22 protein-coding genes are annotated in these 21,207 nt (G+C 72.6%); 14 read left to right on the plus strand and 8 right to left on the minus strand.

The genetic code is table 11. The annotated features are described in order from the left end of the window. Window positions 1-19: 19 nt before the first annotated feature. From argC to ABZ659_RS14780, 5 genes are read left to right on the plus strand one after another with little or no spacing between them, the layout of a single operon-like run. Window positions 20-1,048, plus strand: coding sequence for an N-acetyl-gamma-glutamyl-phosphate reductase (gene argC, locus ABZ659_RS14760; protein ID WP_360218481.1), 1,029 nt, complete (start codon window positions 20-22; stop codon window positions 1,046-1,048). Beyond that, complete coding sequence (gene argJ / locus ABZ659_RS14765) at window positions 1,045-2,196, plus strand: bifunctional glutamate N-acetyltransferase/amino-acid acetyltransferase ArgJ (protein ID WP_360218484.1); 1,152 nt, start codon at window positions 1,045-1,047, stop codon at window positions 2,194-2,196. The genes argC and argJ overlap by 4 nt, the downstream gene beginning before the upstream one ends. Beyond that, the gene (argB, locus tag ABZ659_RS14770; RefSeq protein WP_360218487.1) at window positions 2,193-3,116 is read left to right on the plus strand and encodes an acetylglutamate kinase; all 924 of its coding nucleotides are present in this window, start codon (window positions 2,193-2,195) and stop codon (window positions 3,114-3,116) included. Before argJ ends, argB begins: the two co-directional genes overlap by 4 nt. Continuing rightward, window positions 3,113-4,312 carry an acetylornithine transaminase gene (locus ABZ659_RS14775; RefSeq protein ID WP_360218490.1) on the plus strand — a complete coding sequence of 400 codons (1,200 nt, stop codon included), beginning with the start codon at window positions 3,113-3,115 and terminating at the stop codon, window positions 4,310-4,312. Before argB ends, ABZ659_RS14775 begins: the two co-directional genes overlap by 4 nt. Before the next feature lie 7 nt (window positions 4,313-4,319). Then, complete coding sequence (locus ABZ659_RS14780) at window positions 4,320-4,847, plus strand: arginine repressor (RefSeq protein WP_360218493.1); 528 nt, start codon at window positions 4,320-4,322, stop codon at window positions 4,845-4,847. Window positions 4,848-4,920: 73 nt separating this feature from the next. On the opposite strand, the gene ABZ659_RS14785 is transcribed toward ABZ659_RS14780, so the two are convergent. The 5 genes from ABZ659_RS14785 to ABZ659_RS14805 form a co-directional block, all read right to left on the minus strand. Beyond that, window positions 4,921-5,658, minus strand: coding sequence for an FAD:protein FMN transferase (locus ABZ659_RS14785; RefSeq protein ID WP_360218575.1), 738 nt, complete (start codon window positions 5,656-5,658; stop codon window positions 4,921-4,923). 55 nt (window positions 5,659-5,713) lie between these two features. Continuing rightward, window positions 5,714-6,154, minus strand: a complete 441-nt coding sequence (locus ABZ659_RS14790; protein WP_360218496.1) for an FMN-binding protein — start codon at window positions 6,152-6,154, stop codon at window positions 5,714-5,716. Window positions 6,155-6,212: 58 nt separating this feature from the next. Further along, window positions 6,213-7,595, minus strand: a complete 1,383-nt coding sequence (locus ABZ659_RS14795; protein WP_360218499.1) for a ferredoxin reductase family protein — start codon at window positions 7,593-7,595, stop codon at window positions 6,213-6,215. 236 nt (window positions 7,596-7,831) lie between these two features. Next, complete coding sequence (locus ABZ659_RS14800) at window positions 7,832-8,089, minus strand: hypothetical protein (protein ID WP_360218502.1); 258 nt, start codon at window positions 8,087-8,089, stop codon at window positions 7,832-7,834. Window positions 8,090-8,313: 224 nt separating this feature from the next. Then, window positions 8,314-8,898, minus strand: coding sequence for a pyridoxamine 5'-phosphate oxidase family protein (locus ABZ659_RS14805; RefSeq protein WP_360218505.1), 585 nt, complete (start codon window positions 8,896-8,898; stop codon window positions 8,314-8,316). A 139-nt stretch (window positions 8,899-9,037) separates the two neighbouring features. On the opposite strand from ABZ659_RS14805, the gene ABZ659_RS14810 reads away from it, so the two are divergent. The 5 genes from ABZ659_RS14810 (at window position 9,038) to ABZ659_RS14830 (ending at window position 15,037) form a co-directional block, all read left to right on the plus strand. Further along, window positions 9,038-10,231 carry an argininosuccinate synthase gene (locus ABZ659_RS14810; protein ID WP_360218508.1) on the plus strand — a complete coding sequence of 398 codons (1,194 nt, stop codon included), beginning with the start codon at window positions 9,038-9,040 and terminating at the stop codon, window positions 10,229-10,231. Between the two features lie 100 nt (window positions 10,232-10,331). Next, entirely contained in the window at window positions 10,332-11,765 is a 1,434-nt protein-coding gene (gene argH / locus ABZ659_RS14815) for an argininosuccinate lyase (protein ID WP_360218511.1), read from the plus strand. Window positions 11,766-11,915: 150 nt separating this feature from the next. Further along, window positions 11,916-12,887, plus strand: coding sequence for an aldo/keto reductase (locus ABZ659_RS14820; RefSeq protein ID WP_360218514.1), 972 nt, complete (start codon window positions 11,916-11,918; stop codon window positions 12,885-12,887). Between the two features lie 78 nt (window positions 12,888-12,965). Beyond that, window positions 12,966-13,517 carry a helix-turn-helix domain-containing protein gene (locus ABZ659_RS14825; RefSeq protein ID WP_360218517.1) on the plus strand — a complete coding sequence of 184 codons (552 nt, stop codon included), beginning with the start codon at window positions 12,966-12,968 and terminating at the stop codon, window positions 13,515-13,517. Continuing rightward, the gene (locus ABZ659_RS14830) at window positions 13,514-15,037 is read left to right on the plus strand and encodes an MFS transporter (protein ID WP_360218520.1); all 1,524 of its coding nucleotides are present in this window, start codon (window positions 13,514-13,516) and stop codon (window positions 15,035-15,037) included. The genes ABZ659_RS14825 and ABZ659_RS14830 overlap by 4 nt, the downstream gene beginning before the upstream one ends. 85 nt (window positions 15,038-15,122) lie before the next feature. Here the strand turns inward: ABZ659_RS14830 and ABZ659_RS14835 are convergent, their stop codons facing one another. Beyond that, window positions 15,123-15,797: a lysophospholipid acyltransferase family protein gene (locus ABZ659_RS14835; RefSeq protein ID WP_360218523.1), complete on the minus strand. Its 675-nt coding sequence runs from the start codon at window positions 15,795-15,797 to the stop codon at window positions 15,123-15,125. A gap of 367 nt (window positions 15,798-16,164) precedes the next feature. Between ABZ659_RS14835 and ABZ659_RS14840 the strand changes: the two genes are divergently transcribed. Both ABZ659_RS14840 and ABZ659_RS14845 read left to right on the plus strand, forming a co-directional pair. Further along, complete coding sequence (locus ABZ659_RS14840) at window positions 16,165-17,364, plus strand: glycerophosphodiester phosphodiesterase (protein ID WP_360218526.1); 1,200 nt, start codon at window positions 16,165-16,167, stop codon at window positions 17,362-17,364. Between the two features lie 253 nt (window positions 17,365-17,617). Beyond that, on the plus strand, window positions 17,618-18,115 hold the full coding sequence (locus tag ABZ659_RS14845; RefSeq protein ID WP_360218529.1) for a GNAT family N-acetyltransferase: 498 nt from the start codon (window positions 17,618-17,620) through the stop codon (window positions 18,113-18,115). Between the two features lie 80 nt (window positions 18,116-18,195). Here ABZ659_RS14845 and ABZ659_RS14850 read toward each other — a convergent pair whose 3' ends face one another. Next, on the minus strand, window positions 18,196-18,627 hold the full coding sequence (locus ABZ659_RS14850; RefSeq protein WP_360218532.1) for a hypothetical protein: 432 nt from the start codon (window positions 18,625-18,627) through the stop codon (window positions 18,196-18,198). A gap of 1 nt (window position 18,628) precedes the next feature. Beyond that, window positions 18,629-18,988 (minus strand): hypothetical protein, encoded by a 360-nt coding sequence (locus tag ABZ659_RS14855; protein ID WP_360218535.1) that lies wholly within the window; start codon window positions 18,986-18,988, stop codon window positions 18,629-18,631. 406 nt (window positions 18,989-19,394) lie between these two features. Here ABZ659_RS14855 and ABZ659_RS14860 point away from each other — a divergent pair, with 406 nt between their 5' ends. Together ABZ659_RS14860 and ABZ659_RS14865 are read left to right on the plus strand one after the other, a co-directional pair. Beyond that, window positions 19,395-20,432, plus strand: coding sequence for an ATP-binding cassette domain-containing protein (locus tag ABZ659_RS14860; protein ID WP_360218538.1), 1,038 nt, complete (start codon window positions 19,395-19,397; stop codon window positions 20,430-20,432). After that, on the plus strand, window positions 20,429-21,166 hold the full coding sequence (locus ABZ659_RS14865; RefSeq protein ID WP_360218541.1) for a methionine ABC transporter permease: 738 nt from the start codon (window positions 20,429-20,431) through the stop codon (window positions 21,164-21,166). The genes ABZ659_RS14860 and ABZ659_RS14865 overlap by 4 nt, the downstream gene beginning before the upstream one ends. Window positions 21,167-21,207: the final 41 nt, after the last annotated feature.

Genomic DNA, 21,207 nt, shown 5'->3' on the forward strand with positions numbered 1-21,207 from the left:
CCAGGAGGAGGGTCTTTCCATGACGGTACGTGCGGCAGTGGCCGGGGCGAGTGGGTACGCGGGTGGGGAGGTGCTGCGTCTGCTGCTGGGGCACCCGGGGGTGGAGATCGGTGCCCTGACCGGCAACTCCAACGCCGGGCAGCGGCTCGGGGCGCTTCAGCCGCACCTGCTGCCACTGGCCGACCGCGTGCTGCGGGAGACGACGCCCGAGGTGCTCGCCGGGCACGACGTCGTCTTCCTCGCGCTGCCGCACGGGCAGTCCGCCGCCGTCGCCGAGCAGCTCGGTCCCGACGTGCTCGTCGTCGACATGGGCGCCGACTTCCGGCTCGCGGACGCCGCTGACTGGGAGGCGTTCTACGGCTCCCCACACGCCGGGACCTGGCCGTACGGCCTCCCCGAACTGCCGGGTGCCCGCGCCGCGCTGGAGGGGTCCAAGCGCGTCGCGGTACCCGGCTGCTACCCGACCGCCGTCTCCCTCGCGCTGTACCCGGCGTACGCCGCCCAGCTCGCCGAGCCGGAGGCCGTGATCGTCGCCGCCTCCGGCTCCTCCGGCGCGGGCAAGGCACCCAAGCCGCACCTGCTGGGCAGCGAGGTCATGGGCTCCATGGCGCCGTACGGCGTCGGCGGCGGCCACCGGCACACCCCCGAGATGATCCAGAACCTGAGCGCGGCGGCGGGCGAGCGGGTCGCCGTGTCCTTCACCCCGACCCTCGCCCCCATGTCCCGCGGCATCCTCGCCACGTGCAGCGCCACCGCCCGGGAGGGCGTGACCGCCGAGTCGGTGCGCGCCGCGTACGAGAAGGCGTACGCCGACGAGCCCTTCGTCCACCTCCTCCCCGAGGGGCGGTGGCCCGCCACGGCGTCCGTCCAGGCTTCCAACGCCGTTCAGGTGCAGGTCGCGTACGACGCCGCCACCCGGCGCATCATCGCGATCAGCGCCATCGACAACCTGACCAAGGGCACCGCGGGCGGTGCCGTCCAGAGCATGAACATCGCCCTCGGACTCGACGAGACCACCGGGCTGACGACGATCGGAGTTGCGCCGTGAGTGTGACGGCAGCGAAAGGGTTCACGGCGGCGGGCATCGCCGCCGGGATCAAGGAGAACGGCAACCCGGACCTGGCCCTCGTGGTCAACACCGGACCCCGCCGCGCCGCCGCCGGAGTCTTCACCTCCAACCGCGTCAAGGCCGCGCCCGTGCTCTGGTCGGAGCAGGTGCTCAGGAGCGGTGAGCTGACCGCCGTCGTCCTCAACTCCGGCGGCGCCAACGCCTGCACCGGCCCGAAGGGCTTCCAGGACACCCACGCCACCGCCGAGAAGGCCGCCGACGTCCTCGGTATCGGCGCCGGCGAGGTCGCCGTCTGCTCCACCGGCCTGATCGGCGTCCTGCTGCCCATGGACAAGCTGCTGCCCGGCGTCGAGACCGCCGCCGCCCAGCTGTCCGAGCACGGTGGGGAGAAGGCCGCCATCGCCATCAAGACCACCGACACCGTCCACAAGACGTCCGTGGTCAGCGGGGACGGCTGGACCGTCGGCGGCATGGCCAAGGGCGCCGGGATGCTCGCTCCCGGCCTCGCCACCATGCTGGTCGTCCTCACCACCGACGCCGACCTCGACAGCACGGTGCTCGACCGGGCGCTGCGGGACGCCACCCGCGTCACCTTCGACCGCGTCGACTCCGACGGCTGCATGTCCACCAACGACACCGTGCTCCTGCTCGCCTCCGGCGCGAGCGGGGCGGTCCCCGACCACGCCGGGTTCGCCGACGCCGTACGGCAGGTCTGCGACGACCTCGGCCAGCAGCTCGTCCGGGACGCCGAGGGCGCCAGCAAGGACATCAAGGTCGAGGTCGTGGGCGCGGCCAGCGAGGACGACGCCGTCGAGGTGGGCCGCTCCATCGCCCGCAACAACCTCCTCAAGTGCGCCCTCCACGGCGAGGACCCCAACTGGGGCCGCGTGCTCTCCGCCATCGGCACCACGAAGGCCGCCTTCGAACCCGACCAGCTCAACGTCGCCATCAACGGCGTCTGGGTCTGCAAGAACGGCGGCGTCGGCGAGGACCGCGACAAGGTCGACATGCGCTACCGCGAGGTGCACATCGTCGCCGACCTCGCCGCGGGCTCCGCGACCGCCACCATCTGGACCAACGACCTCACCGCCGACTACGTCCACGAGAACAGCGCGTACTCGTCATGAGCAACACGACGCGGAAGCACACCGCGCTCCCCAAGGCCCAGATCCTCATCGAGGCGCTGCCCTGGCTGGTCCGGCACAACGGCAAGACCGTCGTCATCAAGTTCGGCGGCAACGCCATGGTCGACGAGGAGCTGAAGGCCGCCTTCGCGCAGGACGTCGTCTTCCTGCACCACGCCGGTCTCAAGCCGGTCGTCGTGCACGGCGGCGGCCCGCAGATCAGCGCCGCCCTCGACCGGCACGGCATCGTCAGCGAGTTCAAGGCGGGCCTCAGGGTCACCACCGAGGACGCCATGGACGTCGTACGGATGGTGCTGGCCGGGCAGGTCCAGCGGGAGCTGGTCGGGCTGCTCAACCAGCACGGACCGCTCGCCGTCGGACTCACCGGCGAGGACGCGCACACCATCACCGCCACCAAGCACCTGCCCGAGATCGACGGCGAGGCCGTCGACATCGGCCGGGTGGGCGAGATCACCTCGATCGACACGGGCGCCATCGAGGCCCTGCTCGCCGACGGCCGCATCCCGGTCGTCTCCTCCATCGCCCGCTCCCAGGACGCCTCCGAAAAAGGGGGCCAGGTCTACAACGTCAATGCTGATACGGCGGCTGCGGCACTCGCTGCCGCGCTGGGCGCGGAGACCCTCATGGTCCTCACCGACGTCGAGGGCCTCTACGAGGACTGGCCCCACAGCGACGAGGTGATCAGCCGCCTCACCGCCGCCCAGTTGGAGAAGCTGCTGCCCGACCTGTCTTCCGGGATGGTGCCGAAGATGGAGGGCTGTCTGCACGCCGTGCGCAACGGCGTCACCACCGCCCGCGTCATCGACGGCCGCGTCCAGCACGCGATCCTGCTGGAGATCTTCACGGACGAAGGGGTCGGCACGATGGTCGTGCCGGACGAGAAACGGGGGGACCGGGGATGACCGCCAACCAGGAGCTGACCCAGCGGTGGCAGGGCTCGCTGATGAACAACTACGGCACCCCCCGCCTCCCCCTCGTCCGCGGCGCGGGCACCCGGCTGTGGGACGCCGACGGCAAGGAGTACCTCGACTACGTCGGCGGCATCGCCGTCAACGCGCTCGGCCACGCCCACCCGGCGGTCGTCGAGGCGGTCAGCGCGCAGATCGGCGCCCTCGGCCACGTCTCCAACCTGTTCGTCGCCGAACCGCCCGTCGCCCTCGCCGAACGGCTCCTCCAGCTCTTCGGCCGCGAAGGCAAGGTGTACTTCTGCAACTCCGGCGCCGAGGCCAACGAGGGCGCGTTCAAGATCGGCCGGCTGACCGGGCGGACCCACATGGTCGCCACCCGGGGCGGCTTCCACGGCCGCACCATGGGCGCCCTCGCCCTGACCGGCCAGCCCGGCAAGCAGGAGCCGTTCCTGCCGCTGCCCGGTGACGTGACACACGTGCCGTACGGCGACGCCAAGGCGCTGGCGGCGGCGGTCACCGAGGAGACCGCGCTGGTCATCATCGAGCCGGTGCAGGGCGAGAACGGCGTCGTCGTGCCCCCCGCCGACTACCTCAAGGCGGCCCGCGCCATCACCGCCGCCACCGGCGCGCTGCTCGTCCTCGACGAGGTGCAGACCGGCGTCGGACGGACCGGGAACTGGTTCGAGTACCAGGCCCACGAGGGCGTCCTGCCCGATGTCGTCACCCTCGCCAAGGGCCTCGGCGGCGGGCTGCCGCTCGGCGCCACGGTCGCCTTCGGACGGGCGGCGGAGCTGCTCCGGCCGGGCCAGCACGGCACCACCTTCGGCGGCAACCCGGTCGCCTGCGCCGCCGGACTCGCCGTCCTCGACACCATCGCGGACGACGGGCTGCTGGAGAACGTCAAGCGGCAGAGCGAGACGCTGCGCGACGGAATCGAGTCGCTGGGCCACCCGTTGATCAGCCACGTCAGGGGCGCGGGCCTGCTCCTGGGTATCGTGCTCACCGAGCCACTCGCGGCACAGGTGCAGCAGGCGGCTCAGGACGCCGGTCTCCTGGTGAACGCGCCCGCCCCCGAGGTCGTACGGCTGATGCCGCCGCTGAACCTCGGCGACGACGAGGTGGACACGTTCCTCCGGGCCCTGCCCGGCGTCCTCGACGCAAGTCACGGGGACGGACGAGCCGGAGAATGAGACGACGATGAGTCAGGCGCAGGATCACGGGCCCGCCGTGCCGCAGACCCGCACGGCACGCCACCGCCGGATCGTGGACATCCTCAACCGGCAACCGGTGCGCTCCCAGAGCCAGCTGGCGAAACTCCTCGCCGACGACGGGCTGAGCGTCACCCAGGCGACGCTCTCCCGCGACCTGGACGAGCTGAACGCGGTCAAGATCCGCAACAACGACGGCGACCTCATCTACGCGGTGCCCAGCGAGGGCGGCTTCCGTACCCCGCGGGCGCCGCTGGGGGAGTCGGCGAAGGAGGAGCGGATGCGGCGGCTCTCCCAGGAGCTGCTGATCTCCGCGGAGGCCTCCGCGAACCTGGTGGTCCTGCGCACTCCGCCCGGTGCCGCGCAGTTCCTCGCCTCGGCCATCGACCAGGCGGAGCTGCAGGACATCCTCGGGACGATCGCCGGTGACGACACGCTGCTGCTGATCAGCCGGGACCCGGCGGGCGGGCAGGCCCTGGCGGACCATCTGCTGCGGTTGGCCCAGAACGGCCACTGAGCCCTTCCCCCGTCGCCGGGTGCGGGGGCGCCGTCGCTGGTCGCGGGGTCCCTGCGGCCCCGGGCGGGGAGGGTCACCCCAACCGGGCGGCCAGGCCCCTGGTGCACCGCACCTCGTCGCCCGCCGTGATCAGCAGTCCCTCCACGTCCGGCAGGCCCTCCAGCCAGGCCAGCGCGGCCCGGGAACCCATCGCGAAGGCGGCGGTGGCCCAGCAGTCCGCCCAGGTCAGCCGGGGCGCGACGACGGTCACGGCGACGAGGTCCGTCACCGCGGAGCGCCCCGTGCGCGGGTCCACGACATGCGCCCCCCGCTCCGCCGACCCGGACGTGGCGACGGCCAGTTCGGGCGCCCCGGCCGCGGACACCACCGCCGCGAGCCCACCCGGCCGCAGCGGATCGGCCACCCCCACCCGCCAGGGCCGCCGCGCCCCGGGAGCGCCGAGCAACTGCACGTCCCCGCCGCCGTTGAGGCTGACCCCGCTCGCCCCGGCCGCCGCCAGCCGCCGCGCCGCCCGCTCGACCGCCCAGCCCTTGACGACGCCGGTGGGGTCCAGCCGCCCCTCGTACGCGAGGCTGAACCAGCCGTCGCTGACCCGCTCCGCCTCGGCGCCCAGCTCCAGCACCTCACCGACCTCGGGCGCGCACTCCGCCACGGTCAGCTCACCGCGGGCCAGCCGGGAGACCTGGCTGTCCTCGCGGAAGGTGCTGAACACGGCGTCGGCCTCGCGCAGCCCGGCGACCGCCTCGCGCAGGGCGGCCCGTACGGCGTCGGGGTCCCCGCCGCGGACGTCGAAGGAGAAGACGGTCCCCATCGTCTCCTCCACGTGCCGTACCGCGGCGGGAGCCTGCGCGGAGTCCGCCACCGGCTCAGCCCCCGGCCGGGAGCTGGTCCAGGGCGGACTGCAACGACTTCCGGTACCCCTCGCTGGTGTAGGTGGCCCCGGAGACGGCGTCGATGTCGGCGCTGCCGGCGGTGACGGCGGCCTTGTTGAGCTGGGGCAGGGCGTCGTTGGTGGCGTCGCTGTCCGGCGCCTGGACGGTCTCCGCCCGGGTGACCCTGCCGCCCCGCACCGTGATGCGGACCTGCACGGGCCCGTACTGCGTCTGCGCCACGCTGCCGGTGAGCGTCGCACCGCCCGGGGACTGGGCCGCCGAGGGCGGTGCCGCCGCGGTCCGCTGCGGTACCGCCTCGCCCGCCGCCGCGGACCCCGGGTCGGCGCCCGGCTTCAGCGACAGCAGCAGCACGATCCCGGAGACGGTGGCGGCGGTGGTGAGCACGACGCGCCGGAGCGGGTGACTCTTCCTCATCTTGCGTGGCTCCTGATTCGCGAAGAACGGCGGCGAGGGGTGTCCCTACGGAAGGGGCTCACATCTCGAACGACTCGTGGTGGATGCGGCGGGCCGGGACGCCCGCCCCGCGCAGTGCCTCGTACACCGACTGCGCGAAGCCGGGCGGCCCGCACAGGAAGACGTCGTGGCGCTCGATGTCCGGGATCTTCCGGCCCAGCGACTCGGCCGAGATGTCCGGGCGCGCGCCGTCCGGGCTGTTGACGGCGTACATCAGCCTGGCCCCCCGCTCGTCGGCGATCGCGGCCAGCTCGTCCCAGAGGGCGAGGTCCTGGGTGCTGTTGGCCCGGTACAGCAGGGTGATGTCGCCGGAGGCACCCGGCAGCGTCTCGAACAGGGCCCGCATGGGCGTGATGCCGACACCGCCCGCGACGAGCAGCACCTTGCCCCGGCTGCGCCGCGCGGCGGTCAGGGCGCCGTAGGGCCCCTCGGCCCACACGCGCGTGCCGGGCGTCAGCTCCCGCAGCCGGGCGCTGTGGTCACCGATCGCCTTCACGGTGATCCGCAGCATCCCCGGCCGGGGCGCCGCCGACAGCGAGTACGGGTGGGAACTGAACCGCATCCCCGGCGCGAGGAACCGCCACCGGAAGAACTGCCCCGCCTCCGCGCCCATCCGGTGCAGCCTGCGCCCGCCGATGAGCACCGACACGATCCCCGGCGTCTCCTCGATCACCGCCTCCACCCGCATCCGGTGCCGCACGTTCAGCCGGACCGGCACGAGGAACCGGTACCAGACCACCAGCGCGGTGACCGTGCCGTACAGCGCGTACCAGAAGGTCTTCGCGAGCGGCTCGACGGCGAACTCGTGCCCGGCGGCGAGTTGGTGCCAGAACGTCAGGAACACGGCCACGTACATGAGGACGTGGACGTGGTACCAGGCGTCGTACGGCAGTCGGCGGCGGATGCCGCCGATCGACACCAGCCCGATGAACAGCAGCAGCCCGGCGCCGATGGCGGCCTTGCCCATCTCCGGCAGCCCGGTCACCAGGTCGACGAACTGCCCCACGAGGTAGCCGAGGTCCCGGCCCGCCTGGAGGGCGTACCCCCAGGTGATGAGGAAGACATGGGCGATGACCAGGCAGAGCGTGTAGCGGCCGGTCATCGCGTGCCAGCGGGCCACCCGGTCCGAGCCCACCCGCCGCTCCAGGGCGGGCACCCGCGCCATCTGGAGCACCACCAGCGCCATCAGGTAACCGGCGAGCAGCCCCGTGATCCGCCCCGCGCCCAGCACCTGCCCCGTCCGGTCGGCGACGGCCGGGGTGCTCCGCCACCACAGCCAGAGCACCCCGGCCGCGCCCGCCCACAAGGCGATCAGCAGCGGCACGGCGGGATTGCGGCGCGGACGGATACGGCGCATGGTCTGACGCCGGGCGGCACGACCGCTGGCGAGCGTGGTGGTCACGGTTCCTCCGGGGCGGGGGACGGGGGCGTGTCGGGGTCCCTCGGCCCAGAGATACGTGCGGGAAGGGCCCGGTGTTCAGCGGCGCCGGGCTCGCCGTGAGGTGGTCAGTGGGCGCGGCGTCACGGCGGGGGGCGGTTGTCCTGGCACCGCACCACCAGGAGTCCCGCCGGACGGGCCGGCAGCGGTACGACGTCCCGCGCGGCGCCGGTCGGGTGCCGAAGGCGTACCGCAGGGTCCTACAGGCCGGTCGGGGTGGTGGGCGTGCCCTGCCGCCGGAAGGGCGCCCTCGGCGGGGTTGTGCGCGCCGACCGGGCCGGTGCGGAGCCGGTCCGCGGCCAGCGACCGCCCCGTGGGCCCCACCAGGCGAGGGCGCCGGCCGTGGCGCCCGGGCCCGGTGCGACGGCGGTGACGAGCTGGCTGCCGCCGCCGGTGTCGGCCATCCGGTCCGGCGGCACGCCCGGGTCGGCGGGGGCGACGCCGGTCAGCGGGAACACGAGGGCGACGACGGCGGCGGTGCGCGGCAGCGACGCCAGGGCGTGTCGCGAAGGCCCCGTCGTCCGCCCGCGGGGCGGGCCGAGCGGCGTCTGGCGCGGCGAGTGGGGTCTCCCCCCTGCTCGAAGGGCTTGGGGGAGTTCCAGGCGTCGGGCGGCAGGCGGGACGCTCGCGACACGCCCCGTGGGCGGGCGCCGCCCCGCCAGCCGGGTGGCGCCGGACGGGGCTATCCGAGGGGCGGGAGCGGGAGGGGGAGCCCTGGCAGGCCGTCGAGGCTGGTGGCGATGTGGTCCTTCTTGGCGAAGTACGCGCTCAGCGAGGCGTCGTCCTCCCGCGCGAAGCGCCGCTCGTGCAGGTCGCGTTCGCTGTCGTACGCCATGTAGGGGACGGCGTAGCCGCAGCTGTCGCGGATGAGGTCGGCGGTCACGACGATGATCGCGCGCGGTCCGTGCGGGGTGGGGTCGATGTCGGGGAAGTGAGTGAGGAGTTCCCGGAATCGGGGGTCGTCGCGGAGGACCGCCTCGCCCCGGCCGTGCACCCGGACGACGTTCGGCGGCCCCTGGAAGGCGCACCACATCAGCGTGATCCGCCCGTTCTCCCGCAGGTGGGCCACGGTCTCCGCGGTGGAGCCCGCGAAGTCGAGGTAGGCGACGGTGCGCTCGTCCAGCACGGCGAAGGAACCCTTGAGTCCCTTGGGAGAGAGGTTGACCGTCCCGTCGCCGGAGAGGGGGGCGGTGGCGGTGAAGAAGAGGGGCTGCTCCTCGATGAAGGTGCGGAGTCTGCCGTCTATGCGCTCATAGGTCTTTCCCATGCGCACAGTATTCGTACATTTCATTCGTTTGTCTAAGGAAATATCGAGAGGGGGTGGCAGGTGGGAGCGGAGATTGACGAACCATGCAGAGTGCTGCATACTCATGCATGTCAGCGAATGCAGTGTGAGGAGAAACCCCGTGACCGAGCGCGTCGTACTCGCCTACTCAGGCGGTCTGGACACCTCCGTCGCCATCGGCTGGATCGCCGAGGAGACCGGCGCCGAGGTCATCGCCGTTGCCGTGGACGTCGGCCAGGGCGGCGAGGACCTGGACGTCATCCGCAAGCGCGCGCTCGCCTGCGGGGCCGTCGAGGCCGAGGTCGCCGACGCCAGGGACGAGTTCGCCGAGGAGTACTGCCTCCCCGCGATCAAGGCGAACGCCCTCTACATGGACCGCTACCCGCTGGTCTCCGCCCTCTCCCGGCCCACCATCGTCAAGCACCTCGTCGCCGCCGCCCACAAGCACGGCGCCGACACCGTCGCGCACGGCTGCACCGGCAAGGGCAACGACCAGGTCCGCTTCGAGGCGGGGATCGTCGCCCTCGCCCCCGACCTGAAGTGCATCGCCCCGGTCCGCGACTACGCCATGACCCGCGACAAGGCCATCGCCTTCTGCGAGGAGAAGGGCCTGCCGATCGCGACCACCAAGAAGTCGCCGTACTCGATCGACCAGAACGTCTTCGGGCGCGCCATCGAGACCGGCTTCCTGGAGGACATCTGGAACGCGCCGATCGAGGACATCTACGAGTACACCCAGAACCCGGCCGTCTCCCGGGAGCCCGACGAGGTGGTCATCACCTTCAAGGAGGGCGTCCCGGTCGCCATCGACGGCAAGCCCGTCACCGTCCTCCAGGCCATCCAGCAGCTCAACGAGCGCGCGGGCGCCCAGGGGGTCGGCCGCATCGACATGGTCGAGGACCGCCTCGTCGGCATCAAGTCCCGCGAGGTCTACGAGGCCCCCGGCGCGATCGCCCTGATCACCGCCCACCAGGAGCTGGAGAACGTCACCGTCGAGCGCGAACTCGCCCGCTACAAGCGCGGCGTCGAGCAGCGCTGGAGCGAGCTGGTCTACGACGGCCAGTGGTTCTCCCCGCTCAAGCGCGCCCTGGACGGCTTCGTCGACGAGGCCAGCCAGCACGTCAACGGCGACATCCGGATGACCCTGCACGGTGGCCGCGCCGTCGTCACCGGCCGCCGCTCCGAGTCGTCGCTGTACGACTTCAACCTCGCCACCTACGACACCGGCGACACCTTCGACCAGGCCGCGGCCAAGGGCTTCATCGACATCTACAGCCTGTCGTCGAAGATCGCCGCCAAGCGGGACCTGGCGTGACCGTCTGACGGTCCCTCACACGCACTAGCCTGACAGCCGCCTCCTCACTCGTGCCGTGGGGAGGCGGTGGCACATCCACGACCCTCTAGGAGCGCAGCAAGTGAGCAGCAACAGCGGTGACGTACGGCTCTGGGGCGGCCGGTTCGCCGACGGTCCCGCCGAGGCCCTGGCCAAGCTGTCCGCGTCCGTCCACTTCGACTGGCGGCTCGCGCCCTACGACATCGCCGGATCGCGTGCCCACGCGCGCGTGCTGCACGGCGCGGGGCTGCTCACCGAGGACGAGCTGACCCGGATGCTCGCCGGGCTCGACCGGCTGGAAGCGGACGTGGCGTCCGGGGCGTTCGTCGGCACCGTCGCCGACGAGGACGTGCACACCGCCCTGGAGCGCGGTCTGCTGGAGCGGCTCGGCCCCGACCTCGGCGGCAAACTGCGCGCGGGCCGGTCGCGGAACGACCAGGTCGCGACCCTCTTCCGGATGTACCTGCGGGACCACGCCCGGACCATCGGCGCTCTGATCGCCGACCTCCAGGACGCGCTGATCGGCCTCGCGGAGGCCCACCCGGACGTGGCGATGCCCGGCCGCACCCACCTCCAGCACGCACAGCCGGTGCTCTTCGCCCACCACGTCCTCGCCCATGTGCAGTCCCTGACCCGGGACGCCGAGCGGCTGCGCCAGTGGGACGAGCGCACGGCGGTGTCGCCGTACGGCTCGGGCGCCCTCGCGGGCTCCTCCCTCGGCCTGGACCCGGAGGCGGTGGCGAAGGACCTCGGCTTCGAGCACGGGTCCGCCGCCAACTCCATCGACGGCACGGCCTCCCGCGACTTCGTCGCCGAGTTCGCCTTCATCACCGCGATGATCGGTGTGAACATCTCCCGGATCGCCGAGGAGGTCATCATCTGGAACACGAAGGAGTTCTCCTTCGTCACCCTGCACGACGCCTTCTCCACCGGTTCGTCGATCATGCCGCAGAAGAAGAACCCGGACATCGCGGAGCTGGCGCGCGGCAAGAGCGGACGGCTCATCGGCAACCTCACCGGTCTGATGGCCACCCTCAAGGCGCTCCCGCTGGCCTACAACCGCGACCTCCAGGAGGACAAGGAGCCGGTCTTCGACTCCATCGACCAGCTGGAGGTCCTGCTGCCCGCCTTCACCGGCATGATGGCCACCCTCACCGTGCACCGCGAGCGCATGGCGGAGCTGGCCCCGGCCGGGTTCTCCCTCGCCACCGACATCGCCGAGTGGCTGGTCAGGCAGGGCGTGCCGTTCCGTGTCGCGCACGAGGTCGCGGGGGAGTGCGTCAAGGTCGCGGAGGCGGAGGGCAAGGAGCTGGACGAGCTGACGGACGAGCAGTTCGCGAAGATCTCCGCCCACCTCACCCCCGAGGTCCGCGAGGTCCTCGACGTCCCGGGCGCCCTCGCCTCCCGCGACGGCCGGGGCGGCACGGCCCCGAGCGCGGTCGCCGTGCAACTGGCGGAGGTCAAGACGGACGTGGCGGCCCAGCACCGCTGGGCGGACGCGAAGAAGCGGGCTTGAGGGCGGCGCGGGCGCGGGGCCGTGCCGACATGCGGCTCCACCGCGTGGGCACGACCAGCCGCGACGTACCCGCGCACGCCACCCCATGAAACGAACGTCATCGCGGGTTACGTTGGTCAGAAGCTGTAAGTGATCGGAACGGAGCCCGCGATGCCCTTCGCCCGCCTGGCCACAGCGACGACCCCCACCTGCCACATCGGCCTGGGGCTGGCCGCCGTGGGGCGTCCCGGCTACATCAACCTCGGCCGTGACCAGGACCTCGGCGAGGCCCGCGGCGTGGACGCGCTGCGCCTGCGCACCCACGACCTCCTGGACGCCGCCTACGCCCAGGGCGTGCGCTACTTCGACGCCGCCCGCTCCTACGGCCGTTCCGAGGAGTTCCTCGCGGACTGGCTGCGGGACCGGCCCGACGCCGACGACGTCGTCATCGGCAGCAAGTGGGGCTACACCTACACCGCCGACTGGACCACCGACGCCGAGCGGCACGAGGTCAAGGACCACAGCCTCGCCGCGTACGAGCGGCAGCGGGCGGAGAGCGCCGACCTGCTCGGCGACCGGCTCGACCTCTACCAGATCCACTCGGTGACCCCGGAGAGCCCGGCCCTCACCGACAAGGAACTGCACGCCCGGCTCGCCGAGGCCGCCGCCGGAGGGCTGACCGTCGGCTTCTCCACCAGCGGCCCCGCACAGGCCGACGCGATCCGGGCCGCGCTGGAGGTCACGGTCGACGGCGAGCCCCTCTTCCGTACCGTCCAGTCCACCTACAACGCCCTGGAGACCTCGGCCGCCCCCGCCCTCGCCGAGGCGCACGCCGCGGGGCTCACGGTGATCGTCAAGGAGGGCATGGCCAACGGCCGGCTCGCCGAGCCGCACGCGCCCGCCGCCCTGAAGTCGGTCGCCGACGAGACCACCCTCGGCTGTGACGCCGTCGCCCTCGCCCTGGTCCTGCGACAGCCCTGGGCCGGTGTCGTGCTCTCCGGCGCCGCGACCCTCACCCAGCTCGCCTCCAACCTGCACGCGCCGGTCGTCGACCTCGACGAGGAGCAGCTCGCCCTGCTGGCCACCCTGGTGGAGGAGCCGGGGGCGTACTGGGAGCGGCGCGCGCAGCTGCCCTGGCACTGAGGACCACCGCTCCACGAGATGTGAGTCACGCACGCCCCACATGAGACATTCGTGTCTCATGTGGGTTATGGTTGCCTCATGGCTGTCGACCGTGACCACGTACTCCGCAGCGCCGCCGCCCTGCTGACCCGCAAGTCCACCGCGACCATGGACGAGGTCGCCAGGGCCGCCGGGATCAGCCGCGCCACCCTGCACCGGCACTTCGCCGGGCGGGACGCCCTGGTCCGCGCCCTGGAGTCGCTCGGCATCGCCGAGTGCGAGGCCGCCCTGGACGCGGCCCGCCTCGACGAGGGCAGCGCCACCGACGCCGTACGGCGGCTGGTGCGCGAGATCGAACCCGCCGCCGGACTGCTCGCCTTCCTCGTCACCGAGAACCAGCTCTTCGAGGGCGAGGAACAGCACGCGGGCTGGTCACGCCTCGACGCCCGGATCGCCGCGCTGTTCCGCCGCGGCCAGCACGGCGGCGAGTTCCGCATCGACCTGAGCCCCGCCTGGCTCACCGAGGCGCTCTACGGCCTCGTCGGCGCCGCGGCCTGGGCCGCCCTGGACGGGCGGGTCGCCGCCAGGGACTTCCAGCACATGATCGTCGAGCTGCTGCTCGGCGGCGCGCTCCGGAGAGAGGAACCATGACCAGCACCCTGCGGCCCGCCGACGCCACGGAGGGGGCAGCGCGCCCCGGCCGCTGGCTCGCCCTGGCCGTGCTCGTGCTCGCCGTGCTGCTGGTGGCCGTCGACGCCACCGTCCTCGGCCTCGCCACCCCGTACATCAGCGAGGACCTCGCCCCGACCGGCACCCAGCTGCTGTGGATCGGTGACGTCTACTCGTTCGTGATCGCCGGTCTGCTGGTCTCCATGGGCAGCCTCGGCGACCGGATCGGCCGCAAGCGGATCCTGCTCGTCGGCGCCGCCGCGTTCGGCGCGGTCTCCGTCCTCAACGCCTACGCCACCACCCCCGGGCTGCTGATCCTGGCCCGCGCCCTCCTCGGCGTCGCGGGCGCCACCCTGATGCCGGCCACTCTCGCCCTGATCCGCAACCTCTTCCACGACCCGCGCGAGCGCAGCCTCGCCGTCGGCGTCTGGGGCGCCACCGCCTCCGCGGGCACCGCCGTCGGCCCGATCGTGGGCGGGCTGCTCCTGGAGCACTTCTGGTGGGGCTCGGTCTTCCTGATCAACCTGCCGGTGATGGCGGTCCTGGTGCTGGTCGGCGCCAGGCTGCTGCCCGAGTCCCGCGACCCCGCCCCCGGCCCCTGGGACCTGCCCAGCGTCGCCCTGTCCCTGGTCGGCGTGGTCGGCGTGGTCTACGGCGTCAAGGAACTCGCCGCCCACGGCCCCGGCTGGGAGCCGCTGGCTGCGGGCCTGCTGGGTGCGGCGGCGCTCGGCGGGTTCGTCCGGCGGCAGCTCACCCTGCCCACCCCGCTGCTGGACATGCGGCTGTTCCGGCACCGCGGCTTCAGCGGGGCGGTCCTCGCCGACCTGCTGACCATCCTCGGCATGTCGGGCCTGGTGTTCTTCCTCTCGCAGTACCTGCAACTCGTCCAGGGCAGGCGCCCGTTCGAGGCGGGCCTCGCCGAGCTGCCCGCCGCCGTCGGCGCGGTGGCGGCCGGACTGGTCGCGGGCCACGCCGCCCGGCGCTTCTCGGTGCGGTCGGTGGTCTCCGGCGGTCTCGCCGCGGTCGGTCTGGCGCTCGCCGCGCTGACCCTCCTCGACCAGCACACCGGGTACCCGCTGCTCGGGGGCGCGCTGCTCGTCGTCGGTGTCGGGGCCGGGTTCTCGTTCACCGTCACCGCCGACGTGATCCTGACCGCCGTACCGAGGGAACAGGCGGGCGCCGCGTCCGCGGTCTCGGAGACGGCCTACGAACTCGGCGCGGCCCTGGGCATCGCGCTGCTCGGCTCCATCGTGACCGGCGTCTACCGCGGCTTCCCGGCCCCCACGGGCACCCCGGACGCCGCCCACGAGTCGCTGGGCGGCGCGGTGGAGGCGGCGGCGCACCTGCCCGCGCCCACGTCCGCGACCCTGCTGGACGCGGCCCGCCAGTCCTTCGTGGACGGCCTGACCCTGGCGTCGGGAGTGGGGGCGACGGTCCTGCTCATCGCGTCAGCGGCAGCCTGGCACCTGCTACGCGACCAACGGTTGGAGAGCTCCCCCTAGGGGCGCGGGGCCGTATCGATATGCGGCTCCGCCGCGGGGGCGCGACAAGCCACAACGAACCCGCACCCGCACAACCGGCGGAGCCCTACGCCGCCTTCTTGGCCTTGGTGGCGTACATGTCCACGTACTCCTGCCCCGACAGCCGCATGACCTCCGCCATCACGGAGTCGGTCACCGCCCGCAGCACGTACCGGTCCCGGTCCATCCCGTCGTACCGGGAGAACTCCATCGGCTCACCGAACCGCACCGTCACCCGCCCCGGCCGCGGCATCCCCGCCCCGCCCGGCTGCAACTTGTCCGTGCCGATCATCGCGAACGGCACCACCGGCGCCCCGGTCATCAGCGTCAGCCGCGCGATCCCGGTCCGACCCCGGTAGAGCCGCCCGTCGGGGGAGCGCGTGCCCTCGGGGTAGATGCCGAACATCCGCCCCTCCTCCAGCACCCGGCGCCCGGTCATCAGCGCCGCCACCCCGCCGCTCGCGCCGTCCCGGTCGACGGGGATCATGCCGGTGCCGGTGAAGAACCACGCCATCAGCCGCCCCTTGAGGCCCTTGCCGGTGACGTACTCGTCCTTGCCGATGAAGAACACCTGACGCTTGGTGACGAGGGGCAGGATGATGGAGTCGATGAAGGTCAGGTGGTTGCCCGCGAGGATCACCGGACCTTCGCCCGGGATGTGCTCCACGCCCTCCACCCTGGGGCGGAACATCAGGCGCATGATCGGTCCGAGCACTGCCTTGATGAGCGCGAAGCGGGACAACGGGCCCTCCGGTGTCAAGGGGGTCGATATGAGTCTGTGCAGGTGAGCACGTTACTCGCGGGCCGGGCGCAGCGCACATCGAGGGCCCCGGGTTCACCGAGGTCTTACGCACTGTTGACCCGCGTTCACCTGCGGCGGGGCGCCGCGCGCCGTCCGTGGCCCACCCGCGACGGTGTGACGGACGTCGCGCCCGGCCGACCACGGGCCGGGTACCCGGCCCCACGGCACCGAAGCCGACGGACCGTCATCCCTTCGCCCCCGTACGACATCCAGCGTCACCTCCGTGTTCCGGCGCGGGTCTCCCGCCCGTCACCGCGGCGCACCTACGATCGGCGCGCATCGGACAGGCGTACGACAGGAGGGGCACATGGCCAACCAGGAGTCCAACCACGACCACGGCCAGGACGGACCGGCGGGGCGGTCGGCCGCCACCGGGCGGCGGGCCCTGCTGGGCGCCGCCGCGCTCGGCGCGGGCGGAGCCGTCCTCGGCCTGTCCGGCACGGCGCGGGCGACGGGCGGACACGGCGGTGGCGGGCTGCGCAGCCTGCCGGTGCCGACGATCATCGGCCACCGCGGTGCCAGCGGCTACCGGCCCGAGCACACCTTCGGCGCCTACGACCTGGCGCTGGACATGGGTGCCGACATCGTCGAGGCGGGCGACCTCGTGGTCACCAGGGACGGCCATCTGGTCTGCCGCCACGAGCCGGAGATCGGCGGCACCACGGACGTCGCCGACCACCCCGAGTTCGCCGACCGGAAGAAGACCACGACCCTCGACGGGGCGTCCGTCACCGGCTGGTTCACCGAGGACTTCACGCTCGCCGAGCTGAAGACGCTGCGCGCCGTGGAGCGCATCCCGGCCAACCGGCCGCACAACACCCTCTACGACGGCCGCTGGGAGATCCCCACCTTCGAGGAGGTGCTCCGCTGGCAGGACGAGCAGACCCGCAGGCGCGGCAGGCAGGTGTGGATCTACCCCGAGATGAAGCACCCCACCTACTTCCGCAAGCAGGGCCTGGCCCTGGAGGAGCGGGTCGCGAAGCTGCTGCGCAAGTACCGCAAGGACCGCTTCGACGCGCCGGTCATCGTCCAGTCCTTCGAGCCGACCAGCGTCCAGCGGCTCAACAAGCTGGTCGACACCCCGCTGGTGGTGCTGCTGTCCGGCCCGTCCAGCCGCCCGTACGACTTCGTCGAGAACGGCGACCCGCGCACCGTCGCGGACCTGGTCAAGCCCGCCGGGCTGCGGGAGATCGCCTCCTACGCGCAGGGCATCGGCCCCACCCTGGACCTGGTCATCCCGAAGGACGCCAGCGGCCGTCTCACCCGGCCGACGACCCTGGTCGCCGACGCGCACCGGGTCGGCCTCCGGCTGCACCCCTGGACGATGCGCAACGAGAACCCCTTCCTGCCCGCCGACTTCCGCCAGGGCACCGACGCGGACGCCTACGGTGACGTCTTCGCCGCCTACCGGACGTACTTCGCGACCGGCATCGACGGCGTCTTCACCGACCAGCCGGACACCGGCGTGCTGGCCCGCGAGGACTTCCGCGCCCGCCGCGACGGCTGAGGACCCGCGCCCGTTCAGGTGTACGCGACGGCCGTCCGGGCACCCCTTGCCCGGACGGCCCGACCTCCTCACATACCGCCCAGATACCGGGAAACGGCCGGGAGTTGGGTATCTCACAGGGCCCCCTTGGGATCGAACGCCCCCTATGCCGGGGATGTCCGCGCTGATTGCTCACACCGGAGGTTGCGGCCCGGGGAGCACGGGGATAGGAGTGGGGGACAACAGGCGACAGGTGAGCGGGAGGCGTGCACACATGGGCATGAGCGTGACCATCTCCGAGGCGACCGACCAGGACGCCGAGCAGATCTTCAGGCTGCAGTACCTGTGCTTCCAGAGTGAGGCCGCGCTGTACGGCAACTACCGCATCGACCCGCTGGTCCAGAGCCTGGACTCGGTCCGCGCCGAGGTCGCCGAGGACTGCGTCTTCGTCGCCCGGCTCGGCGAGGAGGTCGTCGGCTCGGTCCGCGGCACCATCACCGAGGACGGCGCCGCCGCCATCGGCAAGCTCTGCGTCCACCCCCGCCTCCAGGGCCACGGCATCGGCGCCCGCCTGCTGCGCGCCGCCGAGTCCGCCCTCGCCGAGCAGCGCGGCGCCCGCACCTTCCGCCTGCACACCGGCCACCGCAGCGAGAGCAACCTCAACCTGTACCGCAAGGTCGGCTACCACACGGTGGGCACCTCACAGGGCGCCGACGGCGTCCCGATGATCGTCCTGGAGAAGCAGGCGGGCGAGTACGCCGCCACCGCCTAGAAGGCGGTGGCGCCAGTCCCGTCGTCCGGCCGCAGGGCGTGCCGGGCGTCAGGCGGCAGGCGGGACTTCCGCGACGCCCCCTAAGCCTCCTGGGCCGCCCCCGGCGCCGAGGTCCGCGCCCTGCGCAGCCAGTACAGCGCGGACAGCGGCAGCAGCACCGGGATGAACAGGTACCCCATGCCGTAGTCCGACCAGACCGTGGCGTCGGGGAACGCGGACGGGTCGGCGAGCGTCCAGGTGCCGACGACCAACACGCCCAGCAGCTCGGCGGCGCAGCACACCACCGCCGCCCGCCGGGCCGTCTCCCCGCCGCGCACCAGCGTGTAGGTGATGAAGCCGTAGACCAGCCCCGCCACCGCCGACAGCGAGTAGGCGAGCGGGGCCCGGTCGAACTCGGTGGCGATCTGGTACACCGAGCGCGACACCGCGCCGACGACCATCACCCCGTACAGCCAGACCAGCAGCAGCCCCGGCCCGCTGATCAGCCGTGACCTCTCCCGCGCCGCCCCCACGTCAGCCTCCCCAGATGTCGTAGAGCCGCACCTGGAGCACGGCCAGCACCACACCGGCCGCGGCGACGGTCACCGAACCCCACCGGCTGCGCTCCGCCAGCGACATGAACCCGGCCGCCGGGACGCACAGGAACGCCCCCACCAGGTACGAGACGAAGATCGCCGTGCCCTGCTCCGCGTCCTCGCCCCGGGCGAGCTGCACGATCCCGACCACCAGCTGGACCAGCGCCAGCACGGTCACCACGGCCATCCCGATGAAGTGCCAGTCCTTCGTCGGCTCGTCGCGGTAGGCCGCCCACCCGCACCAGGCGGCGAGCAGCAGCGCGGCGACCGCGGTCACCACGGTCAGGGCTACAAACATGCAGCGACCTTATTACGTGCCCCGGCGCGGGCTGTTGGCGGCCCCGGGCCGTGGCGTCGACCACAGTTTGTCCAGTATCCGGACGGTGCTGCCTGGTCGGGGCGATACGTCTGCTTTACTGATCGCATGACCACGACGAGCAGCCGCATCCCTGCGACCGAGGCGACCATGACGCCCGGTGCTCGCCGTATGTGTCGAATGTGCGCCTGCTAGAGGGCCCCCGCACCACCCCCTGAGCCTCGCGCCCCGAAGCGAGCCGCCGCAGCCCCGGCATGTCCGCACGCCCACCGCGTACGTGAACCGTGCCGCCGCGCGCACTCAGGCCCCCGCCGAACGGCACCCCCTGAACCCGCACCCGGGCACACCCATGCCCCCGCACTCGACAGTGACGGATACGGATACCCACGTGATCACCACCACCGGCCTGACGAAGGTCTACCGCTCCCGCGGTCGCGAGGTCACCGCCCTCGACGGCGTCGACCTGCATGTCCGCGAAGGCGAGGTGTACGGCGTCATCGGCCAGTCCGGCGCCGGGAAGTCCTCGCTCATCCGCTGCGTCAACCTCCTGGAGCGCCCCACCTCCGGCACCGTGACCGTCGCCGGGCGCGACCTCACGGCGCTCGCCGGGCGCGGCCCGCGCGCCGGGCGGGAGCTGCGGCGGGCGCGCAGCCGGATCGGCATGGTCTTCCAGCACTTCAACCTGCTCTCCTCGCGGACCGTCCTGGACAACGTCGAACTCCCGCTGGAGATCCTCGGCAAGTCAGGGAAGGAACGTTCCCGCAAGGCGCTGGAGCTGCTCGACCTGGTGGGCCTCGCCGACAAGGCGAAGTCCTATCCCGCCCAGCTCTCCGGCGGCCAGAAGCAGCGCGTCGGCATCGCCCGCGCCCTCGCCGGTGACCCCGAGGTGCTGCTCTCCGACGAGGCCACCAGCGCCCTCGACCCCGAGACCACCCGCTCGATCCTCACCCTGCTGCGCGACCTCAACCGCCAGCTCGGCCTGACCGTCCTGCTCATCACCCACGAGATGGACGTCGTCAAGAGCGTCTGCGACTCGGCCGCCCTCATGGAGAAGGGCCGCGTCGTCGAGTCCGGCACCGTCAGCGAACTCCTCGCCACCCCCGGCTCCCCACTCGCCGCCGCGCTCTTCCCGGTCGGCGGCGAGGCCACCGGCGCCGACCGCACCGTCCTCGACGTCACCTTCCACGGCGAGGCCGCCACCCAGCCGGTCATCTCCCAGCTGGCGCGCACCTACAACATCGACATATCGATCCTCGGTGCCGCCCTCGACACCGTCGGCGGCCTCCAGATCGGCCGGATGCGGCTCGAACTCCCCGGCCGCTACGAGGACAACGTCGTCCCCGTCGGTTTCCTGCGCGAACAGGGACTCCAGATCGACGTCGTGGGCGACGACACGCCCGTACCGGTGAAGGACGGTGCCCGGTGACCTGGTCCGAGACGCAGCCCCTGCTGTCGCAGGCGGGGACCGAGACGCTGGTCATGGTCGGCTGGTCCACCCTGATCGCCGTCGCCGCGGGCCTGCCCGTCGGCGTCCTGCTGGTCCTCACCGACCGCGGGGGACTGCTCCGCAACACCGTGGTGAACAAGGCCATCGGGCAGATCGTCAACATCGGCCGCTCGATGCCGTTCATCATCCTCATGGTCGCGCTGATGGACCTCACCCGCTGGATCACCGGCACCACCATCGGCAGCGAGGCCGCGATCGTGCCGCTCGCCATCGGCGGCATCCCGTTCTTCGCCCGCCTCGTCGAGACGGCCGTCCGCGAAGTGGACCAGGGGCTGGTCGAGGCCGTGCAGGCGATGGGCGGCAACGTCTGGACGATCGTCCGCAAGGTCCTCGTCCCCGAGGCGCTGCCCTCGCTGATCGCCTCCACCACGACCACCGTCATCGCCCTCATCGGCTACTCCGCCATGGCGGGCACGGTCGGCGGCGGCGGACTCGGCGACCTCGCCGTCCGCTACGGCTACCAGCGCTTCGAGACCGGCCTGATGTGGATCACCGTGGCCGTCCTCGCCGTCGCCATCGCCGTCATCCAGTTCGCCGGCGACTGGGCCGCCCGCTCCCTGCACCACCGCGGCGCCCGCTCCGGACCCGCCCCCGCCCTGCGCCTGCTGAAGGCGCGGGAGCCCGCCGCGGCCGACGTCAGCAAGGTCGCCTGAGCGCGACCTCCCCGAACTCCCCGTCCACCCACGACGGGGCC

This window comes from Streptomyces sp. NPDC006997 (assembly GCF_040635175.1).
GTDB lineage: Bacteria > Actinomycetota > Actinomycetes > Streptomycetales > Streptomycetaceae > Streptomyces.

Coding starts and splice junctions, on each gene's coding strand:
- argC (WP_360218481.1), top strand. CDS start 20: ATGACGGTACGTGCGGCAGTGGCCGGGGCGAGTGGGTACGCGGGTGGG.
- argB (WP_360218487.1), top strand. CDS start 2,193: ATGAGCAACACGACGCGGAAGCACACCGCGCTCCCCAAGGCCCAGATC.
- ABZ659_RS14775 (WP_360218490.1), top strand. CDS start 3,113: ATGACCGCCAACCAGGAGCTGACCCAGCGGTGGCAGGGCTCGCTGATG.
- ABZ659_RS14780 (WP_360218493.1), top strand. CDS start 4,320: ATGAGTCAGGCGCAGGATCACGGGCCCGCCGTGCCGCAGACCCGCACG.
- ABZ659_RS14785 (WP_360218575.1), bottom strand. CDS start 5,658: ATGGGGACCGTCTTCTCCTTCGACGTCCGCGGCGGGGACCCCGACGCC.
- ABZ659_RS14790 (WP_360218496.1), bottom strand. CDS start 6,154: ATGAGGAAGAGTCACCCGCTCCGGCGCGTCGTGCTCACCACCGCCGCC.
- ABZ659_RS14805 (WP_360218505.1), bottom strand. CDS start 8,898: ATGGGAAAGACCTATGAGCGCATAGACGGCAGACTCCGCACCTTCATC.
- ABZ659_RS14820 (WP_360218514.1), top strand. CDS start 11,916: ATGCCCTTCGCCCGCCTGGCCACAGCGACGACCCCCACCTGCCACATC.
- ABZ659_RS14825 (WP_360218517.1), top strand. CDS start 12,966: ATGGCTGTCGACCGTGACCACGTACTCCGCAGCGCCGCCGCCCTGCTG.
- ABZ659_RS14830 (WP_360218520.1), top strand. CDS start 13,514: ATGACCAGCACCCTGCGGCCCGCCGACGCCACGGAGGGGGCAGCGCGC.
- ABZ659_RS14840 (WP_360218526.1), top strand. CDS start 16,165: ATGGCCAACCAGGAGTCCAACCACGACCACGGCCAGGACGGACCGGCG.
- ABZ659_RS14845 (WP_360218529.1), top strand. CDS start 17,618: ATGGGCATGAGCGTGACCATCTCCGAGGCGACCGACCAGGACGCCGAG.
- ABZ659_RS14855 (WP_360218535.1), bottom strand. CDS start 18,988: ATGTTTGTAGCCCTGACCGTGGTGACCGCGGTCGCCGCGCTGCTGCTC.